The following is a 17,455-nucleotide window of genomic DNA, read 5'->3' on the forward strand; positions in this document are numbered from 1 at the left end:
GCAGCCCGCGGGGCGCCTCGAGGGGACGCTCACTCCTCCGCTAGACCGTGCTCGGCGAGCCACGCGCGAGCGGTGCGCCTGCGGGCCTGCAGCAGCCAGGAGTCGATGACGAGCTCGCGCAGCAGCCCGGGGTCGACGAGCGGCAGGCGCAGCAGCACCGAGGCGTAGCCGTCGAAGTGCGGGATCGTGAACGCGACCCGAGGGAACGCGGCGAGCAGCTCCCGCTTCGCCTCGTCGCCGGCCACTCGGATGCCGAGCACCGGGTCGCCCGGATCCTCGCCCCGCTCGCGCATCCAGGCGAGATCCTTACCGGTGACGGGTCGCGACCAGGCGAACATCGCGCCGCCGACGACCCGCCAGCTCGGCCGCATGCGCCACCCGCCCTCGCGCTCCTCCGTCTCGGGCAGGGCGAGGGCGATCGCGCGCACATCGTCGAACGCGGCCATGAGCCCCTCCTCGGCCTCAGCTTACGCCGGATCCCGCCCACTAGCCTCGGATCATGACCGCAGACCGGCGTGAACTCACGCGCCTCGAGCAGACGATCGACCGCGCCGCGCACCGGTGGCTCGCACGCAGGCCCGAGAGCGGCGCGCGCGCCGTCGCCGTGGAGTGCGCGGTGTTCCTGCTCAAGCAGGCGTGGGCCTGCGTGTTCGGGGCGCTGCTGCTCGTGGCGATCGTCGCGGCCCGCCTCTGGTACCCCGACGACGCGGCACTGGCGCGCAACGACGCGCTCACGATCGCGGCGGTGCTGATCCAGGTCGGCATGCTCGTCTTCAGGCTGGAGAGCGGACGCGAGCTGTGGGTGATCGTGCTGTTCCACGTGACGGGCACCGTGATGGAGCTCTTCAAGACCGACGTCGGCTCGTGGGCCTACGAGGCCGAAGGGGTGCTGCGGATCGGGGCCGTGCCACTCTTCAGCGGCTTCATGTACGCGGCGGTCGGGTCGTACATGGTGCGCGTCTACCGGCTGCACGAGCTGCGGTTCACGCGCTACCCGCGCGTCTGGCTGACCACCCTCGGCGCGGCCGCCATCTACGTCAACTTCTTCTCGCACCACTTCATCGTGGACCTGCGGTGGGTGCTGCTGGCGCTCGTCGTGCTGCTCTGGGGCCGCACGATCATGCACTTCCGGGTGTGGCGGGCGAGGCTGCGGGCGCCGCTGCTCGCGGTCTTCGCCGGAGTGGCGCTCTTCATCTGGATCGCCGAGAACGTCGCGACCTGGGGCGGCGCCTGGCTCTACCCGCATCAGCAGGGCGGGTGGGAGCTCGTGTCGCCGCAGAAGCTGATCGCGTGGTTCCTGCTGATGATCATCTCGGTGGTGATGGTGACGTGGGTGTACCCGCCCCGGGCGCCCGATCCGTCCGCCGAGGAGCGGGCGGAGCGGGCGGGGCGGCCGGGGCGGCCAGCTTAGGCGGACCGGGCGGTTCGGGCGGGGTCGCTCAGGCCGCGAGGAACGGGATCGTGATCAGCCCGAAGCCGAGCAGCGCGAGCGCGATCAGCGCGGCGAGGGCGGTGAGGGCCAGCATCGCGGCGTTGAGCCACACGCCCCAGAGCGCCAGGGTGCGCTCGGTCGTGTTGCGGCGCAGCGCGAGGACGCCGAGGATCAGGCCGGTGATGGGGGCGATGAAGGTCCAGCCGCTCACGACCGAGGCGATGCCGAGCACGAAGCTCGTGATCGCGAAGGCGCGGGCGTTCTCCCCGACCTCGCCGGGCGCGCCGGCCGGTCGGCCGGGCTCCGTCTGCGCGGCCTGGTCGGCCTGGGCGAGGCGGGGCACCTGCACGGTGTCGTCGGCCTGAGCGGAGAACTGGGCGGTGGTGCCGGGGAGGGTGGTGCTCATGATCGGTGTCCTTTCGGGTGGAGCGGAGCGGTTGCTCGATGTTGCTCCAACGCTACGTCCGAGGCCCGGGCCGTCGCGTCCTGCTCAGGTATCGACCCGCTCGTACCCCGGTACCACCCTGCGGATGGCACCGTGGGATCCCGGTGGTCCCGGTGGTCCCGGTGATCCCGGTGGTCCCGGTGATCCCGAGCGTCCCGCCCAGCCGGTCCGCCCCCACCGGCCCGCCCGAGCCCGGCTGCCCCCTCACCGAGGCGGTTGCCGGCCCTCGGGTCGAGCCCGGCTCAGTGGGAGGCGGCCGACACGTCGGTGCCCTTGGGCGTCATGAAGAACACGAGCGCCGCGACCGCGAGCATGATGATGCCGCCCGTGATCCCGGTCGCCTGCAGCGAGTGCGTGAACGCCACGCCGGCCTCGTGCGCCAGCGCCGGGAGCCCCGCCTCGCCCGCGATCGCGACCGCCGCGCCGAGCGACGCCTCGGCCTGCCCGCTCAGGGTCGCGTCGAGGCCCGCCAGCGCGCCGCTCGCGACGAGCTCGGCCCGGTACATGAGCGCCGAGATGCTGCCCAGGATCGCGACGCCGAGCACGGCGCCCAGCTCGTACGAGGTCTCCTCGAGCGCGCCGGCGTTGCCCGCCTTCTCCTCGGGGGAGCCGTGCATGATCATGGCCGATCCGATCGCGAGCGAGCCCGTGCCGGCGCCCACGAGCGTCAGCGCGATCAGCACCGTGAGAGTCGAGAGCGTGCCCGGCTGCAGCGCGATGATGAGCATGCCCGCGCCCGCGAGGGCCACACCGCCCGCGAGCACGGCGCGCGCACTGAAGACGCGGGCCAGCGGGGGAGCGGCGAGCGAGGCGATGGCTCCGGCGATCGCGATCGGGAACAGGCGCACGCCGGCCTCGACCGGGGTGGCGCCGTCGACGAGCTGGATCCACTGCGCGATGAGCAGCAGCGCGGCCGCCATCGCGAACATCGAACCGAGCGCGGCGATGATGCCCGCCGAGAACTCGCGATTGCGGAACAGTCGCAGCTCGAGCAGCGGCGAGTCGCTGCGCACGCAGCGCACGATGAACCACGCGAGCAGCGCGGCGCCCGCCGCGAGGGCCACGAGCGCCTCGGGCACGAGGAAGCTCGCCTCCTTGCCGAACGTCTTCACCGCCCACACCACGAGGGTCATGCCGGCGAGCGAGAGCGCGGCGGCGAGGGCGTCCCAGCGGCCCGGGTGCGGCACGCGCGACTCCGGCAGGATCAGGATGCCCGCGATCACACCGGCGACCATGAGCGGCACGTTGATGAGGAACGCGGCGTGCCACGAGAAGTGCTCGAGCAGCAGCCCGCCCACGAGCGGGCCCACCGCCGCGCCGAGGCCCGACACGGCGGCCCAGATGCTGAGCGCGGTCGCGCGCTCCTTGGGATCGGTGAAGATGACACGGATCAGCGACAGCGTGATCGGCATGATCATGGCGCCGCCCACGCCGAGCAGCGCACGGATCGCGATGACCGACTCGGCACTGTTCGCGAACAGCACGAGCAGCGAGGCGCCGCCGAAGATCGCGTAGCCAGTGAGCAGCATGCGCTTGCGGCCCCAGCGGTCGGCGATCGCCGCGAACGAGACGAGCAGGCCCGCGAGCACGAGCGAGTAGACGTCGATGATCCACAGCTGCTGGTCGGAGGTCGGATGCAGCTCGGCGGCCATCTCGGGCAGCGCGATGTTGAGGATCGTCATGTCCATCGTGATGACGAGCAGGCTCGCGGTGAGCACCGCGACGGCCGCCCAGCGGCGGGAGCGGCTCAGCGACGACGGTGCGGACGTGACGGGGGCGGGGGTGGACATGGCTTCGCTTTCGTGTTCGATGCGGCGGGTCGGTGGGCGGATAGGTGGACGATTCGGATGCTGCGGTGCTGCGGTGGGAGGTGCTGCGGTGCTGCGAAGTGCGGTGCGGGGCCGGGGCTCCGGGTCCCGGGCGTCCGCTGGGCGGGGATCTCTCAGGGGGAGCCGGGCCGGTGGCGCCGGGCCGGCGGCCGCCGGATCGGGCCGCTAGACGTGAGGTGTGGTGGGCCCGGCCGGATCCGGCATCGCCGTCAGTGCGACGATGATCCGTTCGAGGTGGTCGCGATCGAGCGGTGCGTCGCGGAGCGCCGCGTGGATCGTGGCGCCGTCGAGATACACCGCGATGGCGGTGGCGCGCTCGCGGCCGACGTGCTCGGCGAGCATGTCGATCAGGCGGTCCGTCCAGCGCTGCGCGAGGGCGCGCATGCGGGGATCGGTGGTGCCGGTGCTCATCAGGGCGACGTCGGTGTGCACGGCGCGGGTGTCGCGCAGGAACTCGTGGATCTCGGCGACGGCGCGCTCGGGGCTGGCGGCGAAGCCGGCGAGCAGCGGCTCGAGCTGGTTGAGCGACTCGTCGATCTCGTCGGCCAGCTGTTGCAGCGTGGCCTCGCGCAGTTCGTCGATCGAGCCGAAGTACTGGGTGGTCGAGCCGAGCGACACTCCGGCGCGCGTCGCGATGGCGCGGTGGGTGAGCGCGGGCGGACCCTGCTCGATCACGATCTCGGCGGCGGCCGTGAGGATCGCGCGGCGGCGGCCCTCGGGGTCTCGGCGTCGGGGCTCGGGGGAGCCCGCTGCGGTGTCGCTCATGGGTTCCTCCTCCCGAAGCTGGACATCTGTACATGTACTTTTGTACAGGATCGGCCCGTGTTGCGCAACTTTGCAGACTCGTGCGCCGCGTCGCCTATTTGTCGGAGGTGCCGGGTAGCGTTGATCCTACGGAGCGGCCGAGCGGTCGCGGCCTCAAGGGGAAGGAGCCGAGATGGCTCAGATCAGCACCGCAGACCTGTACGACGAACGCGGGCACGAGCTGCAGTCGGTGTCGCTGCAGTTCCAGAACATCGGCGGGCTCAGCGGCTTCAGCGGTCCCGTTCGCACGGTGCGCTGCTTCCAAGACAACGCCCGCCTCAAAGAGCTGCTCTCGTCGCCCGGCGACGGAGCCGTGCTCGTGATCGACGGCGGCGGATCGCTCGAGACCGCCCTCGTGGGCGACGTGATCGGCAGCCTCGCGGTCGACAACGGCTGGGCCGGCATCATCGTGAACGGCGCGATCCGCGATCGCGTCGCGCTCGGCACGCTGCCGTTCGGCGTGAAGGCGCTCGGATCGAACCCCGCCAAGTCGACCAAGACGGGCGAGGGCGAGACCGACGTGCCCGTCGAGATCGGCGGGGTCGTGTTCCAGCCGGGGGCGACCGTGTGGTGCGACGAAGACGGGATCCTGGTCGAGAGCTGAGCCTCTCGACCCGATCGACGGCGGTGCGCATGGGATCGCGGATCCGGCTCCTCACTCCGTTCCTGCCCTACGCGGCGATCTCCGTCGTGCACGTGATCGCCCTCTTCGCGGCGAGCCCGGTCGCGGCGCCCACCAAGCTCGCGCTGATGCCCGCGTTGGCGCTCGCCGTGATCTGGGCGGCGGCACTGCCGGTGGGCGCCGGGGCGGCGCCGGTGGGGGCTGGGGATGCGCCGGGAGGCCTGGTGACGCCGCCGACCGCTGCCGCTGCGCCTTCCGCTGGCGCGTCGGCGTCGGCGTCGGACGCTGCGCCGGGCCGGCCCCCGAGCGCGCTGCGGGGCGCGCGCGGCGCGATCCTGCTGCTGGTCGCGGCGATCCTCTGCTCCTGGCTCGGCGACGGAGCCGCAACCTTCTTCCCGATGTTCGACGACGAGCTGCCGATGATGCTGCTCTGCTTCGGGCTCGCCCACGTCGGATACCTGCTGCTCATGTGGCGGGCGCGCGGCGTGGCGCGGCACCGGGTGCCCGCGTGGGCGGCGGCCTACCTGCTCGTGTACGCGGTGCTCATCGTGGTGCTCATCCCGCGCACGGGCGCGCTCACGGTGCCGGTGATGGGGTACGGGCTGCTGCTCGCGGGAACGGCGGCGATGGCGTCGCGGTGCGGGGCCGTGATCGCGTGGGGCGGGGCGTGGTTCCTCGTCTCGGACGCGATCCTGTCGTTCCGCATCTTCCTGCCCGAGGTGATGCCCGACTGGACGAGCGGGGCCGTGGTGCTCACCTACACGCTGGGGCAGGGGCTGCTCGCCTTTGGGGTCGTGAGCGCGCTGCGGCGGAGGGAGGCGCGGGCCGCGGGCTGAGCGTGCGGGCGTCCGTCAGAGCGCGGCAGCCGAGGAGCCGGGCGCGGCGCCATTCGTCGTGCACGGCGTCGAGCGCGAGCGCGGGTCAGACCGCCGGATCCTCGGGGAAGAGCTTGAGCAGCTTCTTCGCCCCGCGCGTGGTCGCCCCTACGGCGTGCGCCCGAACCTTCAGCTCCGCGTCGCTCGTGACGACCGTCACGGCGTGGTCGGACGCGGCGAAGGCGGCGGCCTCAGCGACGATGGTGTCATCGCCCAGGGAGGGCGCGTCGACCACGCGCACCCGCGGGCCGCTCGCGATGCCGTTCGCGGCGCCCTCGACCACCATCGTCCACTCCGGGTAGGCGCGATCGAGGCCGGCCACGCGGGTCTCGGGCAGGTCGAGGAAGCCGGCGCGGATCCCGCCCTCTTCGATCGCGAGCGCACCGAGCCGGTCGCGCAGACGCTCCGCGGCGCCGCGGCGATCCCGCCACCACCCGTTCGGCACCGCGCCGATGACGTTGGCGGCGTCGACGACCACGGCGGGGCGCGCCGAGAGCAGCGGGCGCAGCAGCTGCCAGCTCGCCGCGAAGGCCGGGTGCAGCGGGAGACGCTCGACCTCGTCGAGCGGCACCCAGGCGAGGGCGTGGCTCTCGGGATCGGTGATGCGGGGTTCGAACGGGGTGGCGACGTCGGCGATGAGGGTGGTGTAGGTCCAGCCGCCGCGATCGAGCACGTGCGTGTAGCGCGGTGTGACCGCGTCGTCGGGAACCCCGGCCTCCTCCTGGGACTCGCGGATCGCGCCGGCGATCGCGGCCTCGCCCTCGTGGCGGGCGCCCCCGGGAATGCCCCAGGTGTCGCCGTGGTCGCTCCAGGTGACCCGGTGCTGCAGCAGGATCGCGTCGAGCGAGCGGTCGTGGGCGAGCAGGCCCGCCGCGCCGAAGCGCCCCCAGTAGCGCCCGCCGTCGGCCGCCGTGACCCACGCGTCGCCGGGGTTTCGCAGATCGCTCATGATGTCAGCGTAGCGGGGCCGGGCGGGGGCGCGCCCGGAGGTTGCTTCGCGTGTAGCCGGGTCGCTCGGCGGTTTCCGGGCTTCCGGGTCTCCGGTTCTTGAGGGTTCGGGCCTTCGGGCCTCCCGGCCCGCTCCTGGCGATCCGGGCCTTCCGAGCCGGCTCTTTCGCGCGGGCTGGGTTGGGGAGAGAATGGAGTATGAGCGAGAACCAGAGTGCAGTGACGGTGCTGTCCGACGACGAGTGCTGGCGGCGGCTCGGGTCGCAGCGGGTCGGGCGGCTCGTCACCAGCGTGGGCGACGTCGTCGACGTGGTGCCGATCAACTTCGTGGTCGACGACGGCTCAGTGGTCTTCCGCACCGCGCCGGGCAACAAGCTCGTCGAGCTGACCATCAACGACTCCGTGCTCTTCGAGGCCGACGAGATCGGCGAGGAGTCGGGGTGGAGCGTGGTGGTGCGCGGGCACGCGCGAGTGCTCGAGGCGCAGGCCGAGGTCGCCGAGGCCGAGGCGCTGCCGCTCAAGCCGTTCGTGCCGACGCTCAAGCCCACGTTCGTGCGCATCGAGGTCGTGTCGATCGGCGGCCGCGAATACCGTTTCGGCCCCGAGCCGCGCCGCGAGGACCAGCAGGAGGGGTAGGGGGTTCGCCGCTTCTGCGACCCTGGTCATTTGCGCTCCCGAAGTATGGGTAAGATAGAGGGGTTGCTTCGCGAAGGCGTGGTAGCAACGGGCTGTGGCGCAGCTTGGTAGCGCACTTGACTGGGGGTTAACGGCAGTAGCCCCAAATCGAAGACTTATAACTGAATAGCGGGATGTGGCGCAGCTTGGTAGCGCACCTGACTGGGGGTCAGGGGGTCGCAGGTTCAAATCCTGTCATCCCGACGGAAAAGCCCTGATGAGAAGCTATTTCTCGTCAGGGCTTCCTTCGTTTCTGGTGACCTTCGCCGGGCTTCGGAATGGGCCCAAAATCGGGTCCAGGACCCGCTCGTGATCGCTGCTCGTTCCGGCCTGTCTAGCAAGCTAGTGGGCCAAAAAGTGGAAATCTAGTGGGCCAAAATCCGGGCAGCACGATGCTCCCGGCCCTTCCCTGACCAGGATGCCGGGGCAAGCGAATCTAGAGCTGTCGCCCGCGGGGTTTCTCGGTGGTCTCCTTCCTCTTCGATGGGCTGGCGAAGAACTGGTTGGCGAGCGTCGCAGCTTCGCTGAGGTGCCGGTGATCGGGGTGCAGGTAGCCCTTGGTCGTCTCGATGGAGGCATGGCCGAGGATGCGCTGGAGCACATGAAGCGGCACGCCGGCGTCCGCGAGCCAGGTGGCTCCGGTGTGCCGGAGGCCGTGGCGGGTGAGGTTCGGCAGGCCGAGGTTCGTCACGAGCTCATCCCACTTCGTTGCGTCGCGCACGGTGGCAGTGGTGAGCACCCCTCCACGGGGGCCGCGTAGCAGCGGATCGCCAGGTTCCTTGCCTGCTGAGAGGCGGATGAGGATGGGTTCGAGCGGGTCGAGTATCGGCACATAGCGTTCCTTGCGGCCCTTGGTCTGCTTCGCTACGAGGCCACCCTTGCCGGGGTAGATCTGCCGTTCGATCTTCACGATGCGATTTACCCAGTCGATGTCGCCGACTTCGAGCCCGGCGACTTCGGAACCGCGAGCGCAGAGCATGGCGCAGAGCATGACGTGATCCGAATAGCTCTGATGCACCTTGGCGCACGCATCGGCGATCTTGTTCAGCGTCTCCATGTCCGGGACGGCGAGGGCTCGCAGCGAGCCGGGCGTCAGCGCCGACTGCTGACTGAGCGTGCGGCGGGCACGATTCTTGGCAGGGTTCGATGGGATCACCTCGTCGCGCACCGCCACGTCGAGGACGCGCACGAGAGCCGCGATCGAGGTTTTGATTGTTGACGGCCCGAACTCGGTCTCCCACTGGTCGATGGTGCGGTCGATCAGGCCGGTGGAGATGCGGCTGACTTGCAGATGCCCGAGCGCGGGAACCACTCGCAGCCGGAGGCTGATCTCGTAGCCGGAGGCTGTCGAAGTCGGGTCGAGGCCGCGCTGCCAGCGCTCGCCGATGGACTCCACATAGTCGGCGAACGTGATGAGGATGTTCGCGCCGGTCTCGGTCGCCTGCTGCAGCTTCTCGAAGAACGCTTCCGCTTCTTCCGGGGTGTCGACGAACTCGGATCGGCTGGGCCGTTTCTTGGTCTGCGGGTCGGTCCAGCGCACGCGCGCGAGGTAGCCGCTGCCGCGGCTCTCGATGCTCGTGGAGAGCTTCACCCCGATCGGGGGCATCTTGTGGTTGCGCGGGTCAGCCATGCGTTCCCTCGCGTTCCAGCACCCAGGCTCGCACTGTGGGCGGGTTGTAGCGGGCGATGCCGCCGACCTGCACGAACGGCGGCCCCTCGTGCTCGCGTCGCCAGCGCGAGAGCGTGGCCTGCGAGACGTTCAGGAACTCCGCCGCCTCTTGCGAGTTCCAGAGAGGTTCGACAGCGTCAATCGCCGCGGGCATGGTCGCTCGCCCGTCGCGCTCGGCCGAATGCATCCTCGATGTCTTGACGTGCCTGCACGTCGGCGGCGACGAACGCGACGAAATCCTCGGTCCGGTTCGGGATCGTCTCGTCCTCGAGCGGCGGTTGCGGTTTCTCACCGGGCCAGGCCGTTTGCCGTGTCGGACGGTCGCGATCAAGCCGAGTGCCGGAGGTGACGACCCATTCGCGGAGCCGGTCGCGTGCCGCTGCGAAGTCCGTGTGCCAGGCAATCGGCCCAGAGGCCGACTGTTCGGGATCGTAGCTTGCGCACCAGTGCAGGTGCAGCGCCGAGAGCTCCCATACGAGTTCGGGATGACGGTGCCAGAACGGCGGCACAACTGAGGCGGGCAGCCCGTAGGTCTTCCGTAGCCAGTCCACCCATTGGTTTAGCGCCAGCCACTCTGCCTCGGCGTCTCCGGCGGTCAGGAGATTCCAGTTGATCGGACGCGGCGGCTCGGGAAGCGCCATCCCGGCCATGAGCTCGTCGTACAGGTCGATGTCCTCGATCTCGACTTTGGCCTCTGGGTCCGGTTGTGTCGGCTCATCGGTCATCGTGTTGACCTCCCCAGTCCGCTCGCACGCCGAGGTTCGGGCGAGCGGAACTCCACCGCCGTAACCTCCGCCGCCGTGAGCGTCTTTGGTGCGAGCTGGCGCGGGGTGCGCTCGACGGTATATCGGGCACGGGAGGTATCGAGGAGGAGCCGGGAGGCGCGGAACTGAGGGCGCTCGATTCGCTGTCCGTCCTGCTCGTACTGTCGTTTCGTGAACTCGCCGATGGCTACGACATCATCGCCCTTGACGAAATCCGCGAAGGCCTCCTCGGCCTTGTCTCCGATCATGATCAGGTCGATGTATGCGGAACCGACCTGGGTGAAGGTGCCATCGTCCTCGCGGCGACGGAACTTCTGCCCGATCTGCGCGACCAGTAGGAAAACCTCTCCTGGCTTCGATTTCTGCTCCGGTGCTCGGGAGAGAAACCCTCGGATCGACGGCTCTGAACGGATCTCCATCGTCACGACCTCCTCGCTCATTGCGGCACCCGGTGTGCCGCCTCTATTCGGAAGGTGCTCCCGCCTGGCCTGGGGTCTGACGGTGGTGGAGCTGGGCTTCGACCTCTGCCCGATCCTGAGTGAGTTGCCTCGCGTCGGCGCGTTCGGTCCACCTGCGGAGGCGCGCGACGATCGGTGGAGCGGAGCGCAGCAGCACGAGGCCGGTGCCGAATGGGAAGCGGCGGATCACGTCGGGCGGCATGACGGGCACCCTGCGGATCGAGCGCTGCGCTGAGCGTGAGCCGTGATCGCCGACGGTGGTGGAGTCGGTGATCTCGTCGCGTTCCCCGATCAGGGTGCTCAGGTCTTGGAGGTCTTTCGAGTTCGAGGCGCCGCCGAGGATGATCTTCACGATCGCGGCATCCCAGATCGCCGACGCGGCATTCTCTGACCACTTCTCCCGCGCCTGTGCGAGCGATTGCAGAACGGGCATGGTCGTGATCCCCGACCCGCCGCCCTCAGCCATGAGCGTCGGCAAAGACGGCAATGGTGACAGGTTCGCCACCTCGTCGAGCGCGAGCAACAGCGGCGGGTCGAGACGCGCGCCTGAACTGCGTGCCGCGAGCCGGCGGGCGGCCTCGACCACGTCCTCGATGAGCGCCGCGACCAGAGGCGCGCTGTTGTTCGCTCCGGCCGCGGTTGCGAGCAGGTAGAGGGTGCCCTTCTGCTCGAGGAATGTCTCGGGGTCGAATACTTCGTCGGGGCCTGGGCTTACGGCGTCGAGCACGCGCGGGTCGGCGAGCGCGGCGAGTGCGAGGGAGACGCCCTGCCAGATCGAGTCCATCGTGCGCGGGTCGGATTCGAGCATCGCCTGCAGCGCCTCGGCCCAGCCGCCGGCCGCGCGCGGGTGGGCGGCGAGGATCGACACGGCATCCCCGGCTGCGGCGGGGTCGAGCGTCCACCGGAACAGGTCGGCGGGCTGTCGGCCGTCGAGGGCTGCGGCGTGGAGGAGGCATTGCAGTGCGACCCGGGTCTTCGCTTCCCAGAAGTCGCCGCCCTCGACCCCGCCCTTCCCGAGCCCGGTCGCGGAGGCGAGACCTGCGGAGCGGATCATCGCGGTCAGCGGGTCGCTGCACCCGCGCACGGGTGACCAGCGCAGTCCTGCGGGGATGCCGTCGGCGAGGTGCTGCGGGTCGAACACCGCGACCGGACCGACACGCTGCCGGGCTGTGATCGTGGCGGTCACGTTGTCAGGGCGCGTGCTCGTCGTGATGACCGCGCCGGGCGCGGAGAGGATCGAGTTGATGACGATGTGCACGCCCTTGCCGGAGCGGGGCGGCCCGATGAGCAGCATCGAGTCCTCGACCGACGCCCACACCTCGACCCCGCGCGAGCTGCCGATCCGGTAGCCGACCTCCACGGGCTCGGGATGATCGAGTGAGGGGCGGAGGTTCCCGGCGCGGGCGAGGAGCGCCTTGACGGAGCCTGCCTGTGCGACCTCGCGGCGGGTCGCGACACCGACGATCCGGTACGGGTCGAGCGCCTGCTGGCGGGTGTGGTGCCGGATCGCGGACCACACCCACCAGCCCCCGACACCACTGCCGGCGATGAGGAGCCCCGTGACGATCCAGTAGACGACGACGTTGAGGCCGGGCGCGTCGAGCGCGGCGGCGGGGTCGCCGGGGTTCAGGAGCACGGCTGCGCCGGCTCCGAGGCCGGCTTCGGGTTGCGGGGTGCCGGTGAGGAACGCGGCGATGCTGCCCGCGACGCGCAGCAGCACCGCCGTCACGCCGAGGAGCGCGAGGGCGACGAGCGCGGCGTTCGTGAGTTCGTCGCCCATCGAGCCGGTCGGGCGGAGCTGCCCGCTCACTCGGGCCGCCCGAGTACCAGGGTGCCGGAGATGCGGCCCACGAGGATCGCCTCGCCCGTCTGGCACGCCGCCAGGTAACGCGAGTCGATGAGGGCGCGGGCGATCCCGTCGGGTGCGGTCTCGGTGTGGGAGATGATGACCGCGACCGCGACATCCTCACCGGGAACGAAGCCTGTGCCCGCGAGCTGCGCAAACTGAGGCACCGCCTCTACAGGCGCGGCCGCCGGTGCGGCAGGCTGTGGTGCTGCCGCCACGGGGGCTGCGGCTGGCTCGGGGATCACAGGTCTGGGTTTGGGTGGGGTGCGGTAGTCGGTGATGACTCGTCCGTCGATCTCGATGACATCGACGCGGAGGGTCTGGCCGGTGTGCTGGCTGATGGCGTCCACGATGTGCGGGTAGGCGGAGCGCCGCCACGGCGGCGAGAACTCCGGCGGCAGATACGGTGCCCCGTCCACGGTCACCGAGAGGGTGCCGTCCTCGGCGACGACGATACGCACCATCACCACGGCAGTCGGGTCGGTCTTCGAGCGGGCACGCTTCGACATCGGCAAAGTTCTCCTATTGAGTGGATGAAGGAACAGCCGCCCGAGAGTATGGGCGGCTGAGGGGTGGGTCAGAGTGCGAAGCGGCGTGCAGCGCGGCTGTGCTCGGGTGCGGCGCGGCGGGCGACCTGCTGATAGGCCGGGGCGAGCGGGAACGGCGACGGGTCCATCAGCTCGGCGACTTCACTGGCACGGGTGACGGTCTCGGCGATGCCTTCCCGCATGAGCCGGTGACAGCCCGCCGACGATGCCGAGGTGACCGGGCCCGGAACTGCACCGACCGGACGGCCAAGCTCGAACGCGCGCGCCGCGACCAGCAGCGACCCCGAGCGCGCTCCGGCCTCGGGAATGATCGTCGCCCCGCTGAGCGCTGCGAGGAGCCGGGCGCGGGCGACGAACCGTTCCCGCGACGGACTGTGCCCGGGCGGGGTCTCGCTGATCTGGATGCCGGCCTGCACCACGATCCGCTCGAACAGCTCAGCCTGCGCGGCGGGATACGGGCGGTCGAGCCCGCTGGCAGACACGACCATCGTGGAGGCAGGACCCGTCGTGAGGGCGGCGCGGTGCGCGGCGGCGTCGACGCCGTAGGCGCCACCGGAGACGATGATACGCGGGAGTTCGGCCAGGTCTTCCGCGAGCTCTTGCGTGACGTGCACGCCATAGGCGGTCGCGGCTCGGGCCCCGGTGATCGTCACCCGCGACGACACGGAGGCTGTGAGGAGTTCCGGGTTCCCGCGCGCCCACAACAGGAGCGGTGCCCGATCCCCGAGATCGTTCAGCGCGACCGGCCACCCCGCCCCACCTGGGGTGAGCACCCGGAAGTCGTGCCGGTCGGTGAGGTCGGCGATCTGATCCCGGAGCGCGTCGCGCTGGCGGGTGGCGGCGGCTTGCCGCCACCGGACCCCTTGGAGCGGATCGACCGCGGCGGGGATCGCCGCACCCGAGTCGCGGATCAAGGCGAGCGTCTCGCTCAGCCCGATCGCGCGCACGAGCTGGCCCGTGACCGGGTTGCCGGGCTCGGCGAGCGCCGTCAGCTCCATCCGGGTGAGCATGTCCTCCGAGAACGTCGCCATCGTCGGCCCTCCTCATCTTTCGTGTGACCGTCTACAGGAATGAGGTGCGTCAGCGACGACATGAGAGACGGGCGGAGCCGGCAGACCTGGGGGTAGGGGTCTGCGGGTTCCGCCCGTCCTGTGGGGGTGCGTTACTGATTCATGAGTTCGTCGATCGTCACCTCCTCGTCCTCGTCCTGCATGCGCTCACGATGGAGCGCCAGCTTCCGGCCGAACCAGAGCGTCGCCCCGGCCGCGAGGAGCAGGACGGCCGCCACGCCACCGACCCAGGCACCCCAGGCGGTGCCGCCGGTGAGTGCGAGCTCCGGCGGCAGCTCAGGCAGTTCCGGCTTGTCCGGCGTCGGCGTCTCCGGGGTACCCGGCGGGCGTACGCTCACGACGGTCGTTTCGCCCGGCGCGCCGCATCGGCCCTCGGCGAGCACGTTCCCGTCCTTCCCGTACAGGGTCTCGACCCAGTACACGTTCCCGGCCGCATCGGTGCTCGTCGTACCGGAGCGGTAGTGGCCGGCCTCGGTTACGGCGATCTGCTCCGAAACGAAAAACGGCACCTCGCACACGGGGTCTTCGCCTGCGAGCTGCGGCCCGTAGGCGCGGAATACCAGGTACGCGCCCTCGGGGATTGCGGAGCCTTGTACGAGTGCGGTGTCCTCGAAGGGGTCGCCGACGAACGCCTGCGCCTGCGCCTGCGTTACCACCGAGAGCGGCTGCTCGGGCCCTGGGACGAAGAATCGCTCCCAGATGTCAGCCGGCGACGACGTGAACGGCTGCACCCGGTCGTCGCCCTCGAAATGGGTCACCACGACGTAGTAGCCGGGCTCCGTCGGCTGAATCCGATCGTCCTCGCCGTAGCCGATGTCGTAGACCCCGTTCTTCGCCGGCGTCGTGATCCGGGTCAGCACCGGCGCATCATCCAGCTCCATATCCTCGGTCAGCTCCGCATCGGTAGCGAACGGGCCGTAGACGGTGTGCGTGAGTTCCTTCGCGTCGGGCTGCCAGTAGCCGTCACCCTCGAACTCGGGATGGTTTTCGGGGAACCCGCTGACGGTGATCCGGTCGAACGCTCGCCCGCCCTTGTGGACGTTGTACTCCCGGACTTCCGAGGTGATGGTGAGGGGCCAGCGGACGCTGTGCGTCTCGACGTTGATGCCGTAGTCGTCGCGCCAGTCTGAGGCGATGAACGGTCTCACCCATTCCGGCTGGCTGCTCTTCTTGACCTCCCACACCCAGGTCACGAACCCCGCATCCGGAAGTGTCACCTTCGGTGAGGTGTAGGTGCCTGGCCCGGTCGCGGTCACCGTGACGGTGCCGAGCGGCACCGCACCCGCAGGAATCTCCGTGCTCTGCGCTGGCGGCAGGGTGCCGGGGATTTGGTAGGCGGAGCCCTCGAAGACCACCGGGATCGGCTCGCCGTTCTGTTCCAGCCAGGCCCCGTTCGTGGATGCGACCGTGATGGTGTCGGTCACCTCATCGCCAGGCTTCACCAGCCGGCCATTCGCCTGCGACACCGCCTCCGGCTGGAACGGCACCACACTGGTCTCTGCGACCCGCCCGAACCTGTCGGTGAAGGAATCGGTGAGGTACTTCCCCCAGTCGCCCTGCGCGGTCTTGTCGATCGACCACACCCAGGTGTAGAACCCTGACTCGGGCGCGATGATCGTGCCCGGCGAGACATAGTGACCGGCATGGGTGAGGGTGAGCTCTTCGGTGCCGGCGAGCGGCGCACCCGCAGGTGGCGCGTTCGCCTCAGCCGGTTGAGAATCGAATGGACCATAGAGGCGGCCCTCCGCGACCACCGGCACGGGCTGGCCGTCGATCTTGATCCAGGAGTGCTTGGTCACCGACACGGTGAGGTCATCCAGCATCGGATCACCCGCCTGCACGAACTTCGAGGACACCTGCGTTTCGATGATCGGCTGGAAGTCCAGCGGAATCACCGGGGACTGCGCGGTCGCGGTCAGCGGCTCGAAGGACGCGGTTCCGAGGATCCGCTGCTCACCAGGGGTGTAGAACAGGTCGACGCCGGCGCCGTACCCGACCGCAGGCGCGGACATTTTCGCTTCGATCCGGTATTCGGGAGCCCCCTCGGCGGGGGTGCCGACGATCTGATGCGTGCCCGCGCCGAGCGTCGCGGTCGCGGAACCGTTCGCGAAGATGCCGCCGGTGAGAGTGACGGTGCCGGTCGCAGTGGCGGGGTTCGTGCTGATGGTGAGCTGTCCGTGGTACTGGTCGTCCATCTGAATCGACATCGACACCGACGGATTCGCGACCGCGTTCGCCGCCGCGGCATCGCGCATCGCGGCGAGGTTCGCGAGCACCGTGGCCCGCACGTTCGCGGGCACCCGGGTGACGAAGTGCCCGTCACCGCCCTGGCCCACGTAGTTGCCGTGGTCGGCGACATCCCACACGTACATCTGCACTGCTGAGGTGATGTTCGGGTCCTGCGATTCACCCCACCGGCCCATGACGTAGTTGAGCCGTGCCAGTTCCGTCTCGTTCAGGCTATCGAGTGTGGTCTTCAACTCCGGATGCTGCGTACTGCCGTAGGGCGGCAGCGCGAGCAGGTCCATGCAGTACGCTTGCCGGCCGTGGCTTGCGAAGCTGCCGAGCCACAGATCCTCGTTGCCGTACCCTACCCCGAGGGTCGCGGCCTGCGCGGGTGCCGGAGTGAAGAACAGGCCCCCGAAGAGCATCAGCAGCACGGTGAGGATCGCCGACAGCCGGGCGACGGCTCGCCCCGGCGGTGGCGCGGTATCGGGTGGCACGAGAACGGTATGCGACATGAGAACTCCTGACTGAGTGAACGAGTGCCGCCGCCAGAGTTGAGGACGGCCAACAGTCAGGTGCGCCTCCTGCTCATTAAGTAGGGTGCGGTCGGCTCTTATGACTAATGCGTGGGGTCAATGCAGGAGGGAATGTTCGCGACCGTCACTGGCCACACGGATCGCCCCGAGACGGGCGGGGCACGGCGTACCTGAGTAGCCCAACCTTCTCGCTGACAGTGACAAGGCGCTGCTAGAGTGCTCACCTGCATAAGCCGTATTCCAGGCGAACAGGCCGTAGCCTAGCCGGTGGAAAATATGGCCCGGATGACTGCCCTATAGGTCTTCTGGTCGTTGTTCCGGTCATAGACCGGATCTCTTTGCGTTCACACCTCCGAAAGGTGTCGCGTCGCGGCCAAGAGCGGGCCGGGCGTGGGCGCGTAATACGCCCAGCGTCCGCGCTGTTCACGAGTGACGAGCCCCGCGTCGACGAGGAGCTTCATATGATGCGACACCGTCGGCTGTGACAAACCCACCGGGTCAGTGAGATCGCAGACGCACATCTCGCCGGAGGCGGAAGCGACGATGAGGGAGAAGAGCTTCACCCGGGCAGGGTCGCCGAGCGCCTTGAATACCCGGGCAAGGTCGGCCGCGTGTTCGTCAGTGATCGGCTGGACGCCCGGCGCGCAGCACGCGACGGTGGGCGTTTCGGTGGTGGTCTGGGTGCGGGTCATGGTTCCATCCTGCCCG

At 69.8% G+C, this 17,455-nt stretch carries 18 protein-coding genes and 1 tRNA gene; 5 read left to right on the forward strand and 14 right to left on the reverse strand.

Annotation, left to right across the window (positions count from 1 at the left end; genetic code table 11):
- Positions 1–29 precede the first annotated feature (29 nt).
- Complete coding sequence (locus tag H490_RS17780; RefSeq protein ID WP_017882738.1) at positions 30–446, reverse strand: MmcQ/YjbR family DNA-binding protein; 417 nt, start codon at positions 444–446, stop codon at positions 30–32.
- Positions 447–499: 53 nt separating this feature from the next.
- On the opposite strand from H490_RS17780, the gene H490_RS17785 reads away from it, so the two are divergent.
- Positions 500–1,411, forward strand: coding sequence for a DUF817 domain-containing protein (locus tag H490_RS17785; protein ID WP_017882739.1), 912 nt, complete (start codon positions 500–502; stop codon positions 1,409–1,411).
- A gap of 28 nt (positions 1,412–1,439) precedes the next feature.
- Here H490_RS17785 and H490_RS32575 read toward each other — a convergent pair whose 3' ends face one another.
- The 3 genes from H490_RS32575 to H490_RS17800 all read right to left on the reverse strand — a co-directional run bounded on the left by H490_RS32575 (position 1,440) and on the right by H490_RS17800 (position 4,471).
- Positions 1,440–1,838: a hypothetical protein gene (locus tag H490_RS32575; protein WP_017882740.1), complete on the reverse strand. Its 399-nt coding sequence runs from the start codon at positions 1,836–1,838 to the stop codon at positions 1,440–1,442.
- 281 nt (positions 1,839–2,119) lie between these two features.
- A complete protein-coding gene (locus H490_RS17795) occupies positions 2,120–3,667 on the reverse strand; it encodes an MFS transporter (RefSeq protein ID WP_017882741.1) in 1,548 nt (515 codons plus the stop codon).
- Positions 3,668–3,871: 204 nt separating this feature from the next.
- A complete protein-coding gene (locus H490_RS17800; protein ID WP_017882742.1) occupies positions 3,872–4,471 on the reverse strand; it encodes a TetR/AcrR family transcriptional regulator in 600 nt (199 codons plus the stop codon).
- A 172-nt stretch (positions 4,472–4,643) separates the two neighbouring features.
- Here H490_RS17800 and rraA point away from each other — a divergent pair, with 172 nt between their 5' ends.
- Both rraA and H490_RS17810 read left to right on the forward strand, forming a co-directional pair.
- Positions 4,644–5,114, forward strand: a complete 471-nt coding sequence (gene rraA / locus H490_RS17805; RefSeq protein WP_017882743.1) for a ribonuclease E activity regulator RraA — start codon at positions 4,644–4,646, stop codon at positions 5,112–5,114.
- A 29-nt stretch (positions 5,115–5,143) separates the two neighbouring features.
- Positions 5,144–5,968, forward strand: a complete 825-nt coding sequence (locus H490_RS17810; protein ID WP_017882744.1) for a lysoplasmalogenase family protein — start codon at positions 5,144–5,146, stop codon at positions 5,966–5,968.
- Between the two features lie 85 nt (positions 5,969–6,053).
- Here H490_RS17810 and H490_RS17815 read toward each other — a convergent pair whose 3' ends face one another.
- Complete coding sequence (locus tag H490_RS17815; protein WP_017882745.1) at positions 6,054–6,956, reverse strand: NUDIX domain-containing protein; 903 nt, start codon at positions 6,954–6,956, stop codon at positions 6,054–6,056.
- 197 nt (positions 6,957–7,153) lie between these two features.
- On the opposite strand from H490_RS17815, the gene H490_RS17820 reads away from it, so the two are divergent.
- Positions 7,154–7,591: a pyridoxamine 5'-phosphate oxidase family protein gene (locus H490_RS17820; RefSeq protein WP_017882746.1), complete on the forward strand. Its 438-nt coding sequence runs from the start codon at positions 7,154–7,156 to the stop codon at positions 7,589–7,591.
- Positions 7,592–7,760: 169 nt separating this feature from the next.
- Positions 7,761–7,834, forward strand: a tRNA-Pro gene (locus H490_RS17825).
- Between the two features lie 232 nt (positions 7,835–8,066).
- On the opposite strand, the gene H490_RS17830 is transcribed toward H490_RS17825, so the two are convergent.
- From H490_RS17830 to H490_RS17870, 9 genes are all read right to left on the reverse strand, one after another.
- Positions 8,067–9,170: a tyrosine-type recombinase/integrase gene (locus H490_RS17830; protein WP_238560276.1), complete on the reverse strand. Its 1,104-nt coding sequence runs from the start codon at positions 9,168–9,170 to the stop codon at positions 8,067–8,069.
- 82 nt (positions 9,171–9,252) lie between these two features.
- Complete coding sequence (locus H490_RS17835) at positions 9,253–9,453, reverse strand: helix-turn-helix domain-containing protein (protein ID WP_017882748.1); 201 nt, start codon at positions 9,451–9,453, stop codon at positions 9,253–9,255.
- Positions 9,437–10,024: a hypothetical protein gene (locus tag H490_RS17840; protein WP_017882749.1), complete on the reverse strand. Its 588-nt coding sequence runs from the start codon at positions 10,022–10,024 to the stop codon at positions 9,437–9,439. The genes H490_RS17835 and H490_RS17840 overlap by 17 nt, the downstream gene beginning before the upstream one ends.
- Entirely contained in the window at positions 10,021–10,503 is a 483-nt protein-coding gene (locus H490_RS17845; RefSeq protein WP_017882750.1) for a single-stranded DNA-binding protein, read from the reverse strand. Before H490_RS17845 ends, H490_RS17840 begins: the two co-directional genes overlap by 4 nt.
- Before the next feature lie 22 nt (positions 10,504–10,525).
- Entirely contained in the window at positions 10,526–12,301 is a 1,776-nt protein-coding gene (locus H490_RS17850) for a TraM recognition domain-containing protein (protein WP_017882751.1), read from the reverse strand.
- 26 nt (positions 12,302–12,327) lie between these two features.
- Entirely contained in the window at positions 12,328–12,876 is a 549-nt protein-coding gene (locus tag H490_RS17855; protein WP_017882752.1) for a hypothetical protein, read from the reverse strand.
- A gap of 68 nt (positions 12,877–12,944) precedes the next feature.
- Positions 12,945–13,946, reverse strand: a complete 1,002-nt coding sequence (locus tag H490_RS17860) for a DNA-processing protein DprA (RefSeq protein WP_017882753.1) — start codon at positions 13,944–13,946, stop codon at positions 12,945–12,947.
- Positions 13,947–14,077: 131 nt separating this feature from the next.
- Positions 14,078–16,636 carry a hypothetical protein gene (locus tag H490_RS17865; protein ID WP_238560293.1) on the reverse strand — a complete coding sequence of 853 codons (2,559 nt, stop codon included), beginning with the start codon at positions 16,634–16,636 and terminating at the stop codon, positions 14,078–14,080.
- A 455-nt stretch (positions 16,637–17,091) separates the two neighbouring features.
- Positions 17,092–17,439 carry an ArsR/SmtB family transcription factor gene (locus H490_RS17870; RefSeq protein WP_017882755.1) on the reverse strand — a complete coding sequence of 116 codons (348 nt, stop codon included), beginning with the start codon at positions 17,437–17,439 and terminating at the stop codon, positions 17,092–17,094.
- Between the last annotated feature and the right edge of the window lie 16 nt (positions 17,440–17,455).

Origin of the sequence: Leucobacter sp. UCD-THU (assembly GCF_000349545.1) — a bacterium.
Classification (GTDB): domain Bacteria; phylum Actinomycetota; class Actinomycetes; order Actinomycetales; family Microbacteriaceae; genus Leucobacter; species Leucobacter muris.

Bases quoted from the DNA above. Each gene is read 5' to 3' on its own strand.
- H490_RS17780 (WP_017882738.1), bottom strand. From the start codon at position 446: ATGGCCGCGTTCGACGATGTGCGCGCGATCGCCCTCGCCCTGCCCGAG.
- H490_RS17785 (WP_017882739.1), top strand. From the start codon at position 500: ATGACCGCAGACCGGCGTGAACTCACGCGCCTCGAGCAGACGATCGAC.
- H490_RS32575 (WP_017882740.1), bottom strand. From the start codon at position 1,838: ATGAGCACCACCCTCCCCGGCACCACCGCCCAGTTCTCCGCTCAGGCC.
- H490_RS17795 (WP_017882741.1), bottom strand. From the start codon at position 3,667: ATGTCCACCCCCGCCCCCGTCACGTCCGCACCGTCGTCGCTGAGCCGC.
- H490_RS17800 (WP_017882742.1), bottom strand. From the start codon at position 4,471: ATGAGCGACACCGCAGCGGGCTCCCCCGAGCCCCGACGCCGAGACCCC.
- rraA (WP_017882743.1), top strand. From the start codon at position 4,644: ATGGCTCAGATCAGCACCGCAGACCTGTACGACGAACGCGGGCACGAG.
- H490_RS17810 (WP_017882744.1), top strand. From the start codon at position 5,144: ATGGGATCGCGGATCCGGCTCCTCACTCCGTTCCTGCCCTACGCGGCG.
- H490_RS17815 (WP_017882745.1), bottom strand. From the start codon at position 6,956: ATGAGCGATCTGCGAAACCCCGGCGACGCGTGGGTCACGGCGGCCGAC.
- H490_RS17820 (WP_017882746.1), top strand. From the start codon at position 7,154: ATGAGCGAGAACCAGAGTGCAGTGACGGTGCTGTCCGACGACGAGTGC.
- H490_RS17835 (WP_017882748.1), bottom strand. From the start codon at position 9,453: ATGCCCGCGGCGATTGACGCTGTCGAACCTCTCTGGAACTCGCAAGAG.
- H490_RS17840 (WP_017882749.1), bottom strand. From the start codon at position 10,024: ATGACCGATGAGCCGACACAACCGGACCCAGAGGCCAAAGTCGAGATC.
- H490_RS17845 (WP_017882750.1), bottom strand. From the start codon at position 10,503: ATGAGCGAGGAGGTCGTGACGATGGAGATCCGTTCAGAGCCGTCGATC.
- H490_RS17850 (WP_017882751.1), bottom strand. From the start codon at position 12,301: ATGGGCGACGAACTCACGAACGCCGCGCTCGTCGCCCTCGCGCTCCTC.
- H490_RS17855 (WP_017882752.1), bottom strand. From the start codon at position 12,876: ATGTCGAAGCGTGCCCGCTCGAAGACCGACCCGACTGCCGTGGTGATG.
- H490_RS17860 (WP_017882753.1), bottom strand. From the start codon at position 13,946: ATGGCGACGTTCTCGGAGGACATGCTCACCCGGATGGAGCTGACGGCG.
- H490_RS17865 (WP_238560293.1), bottom strand. From the start codon at position 16,636: ATGCTCTTCGGGGGCCTGTTCTTCACTCCGGCACCCGCGCAGGCCGCG.
- H490_RS17870 (WP_017882755.1), bottom strand. From the start codon at position 17,439: ATGACCCGCACCCAGACCACCACCGAAACGCCCACCGTCGCGTGCTGC.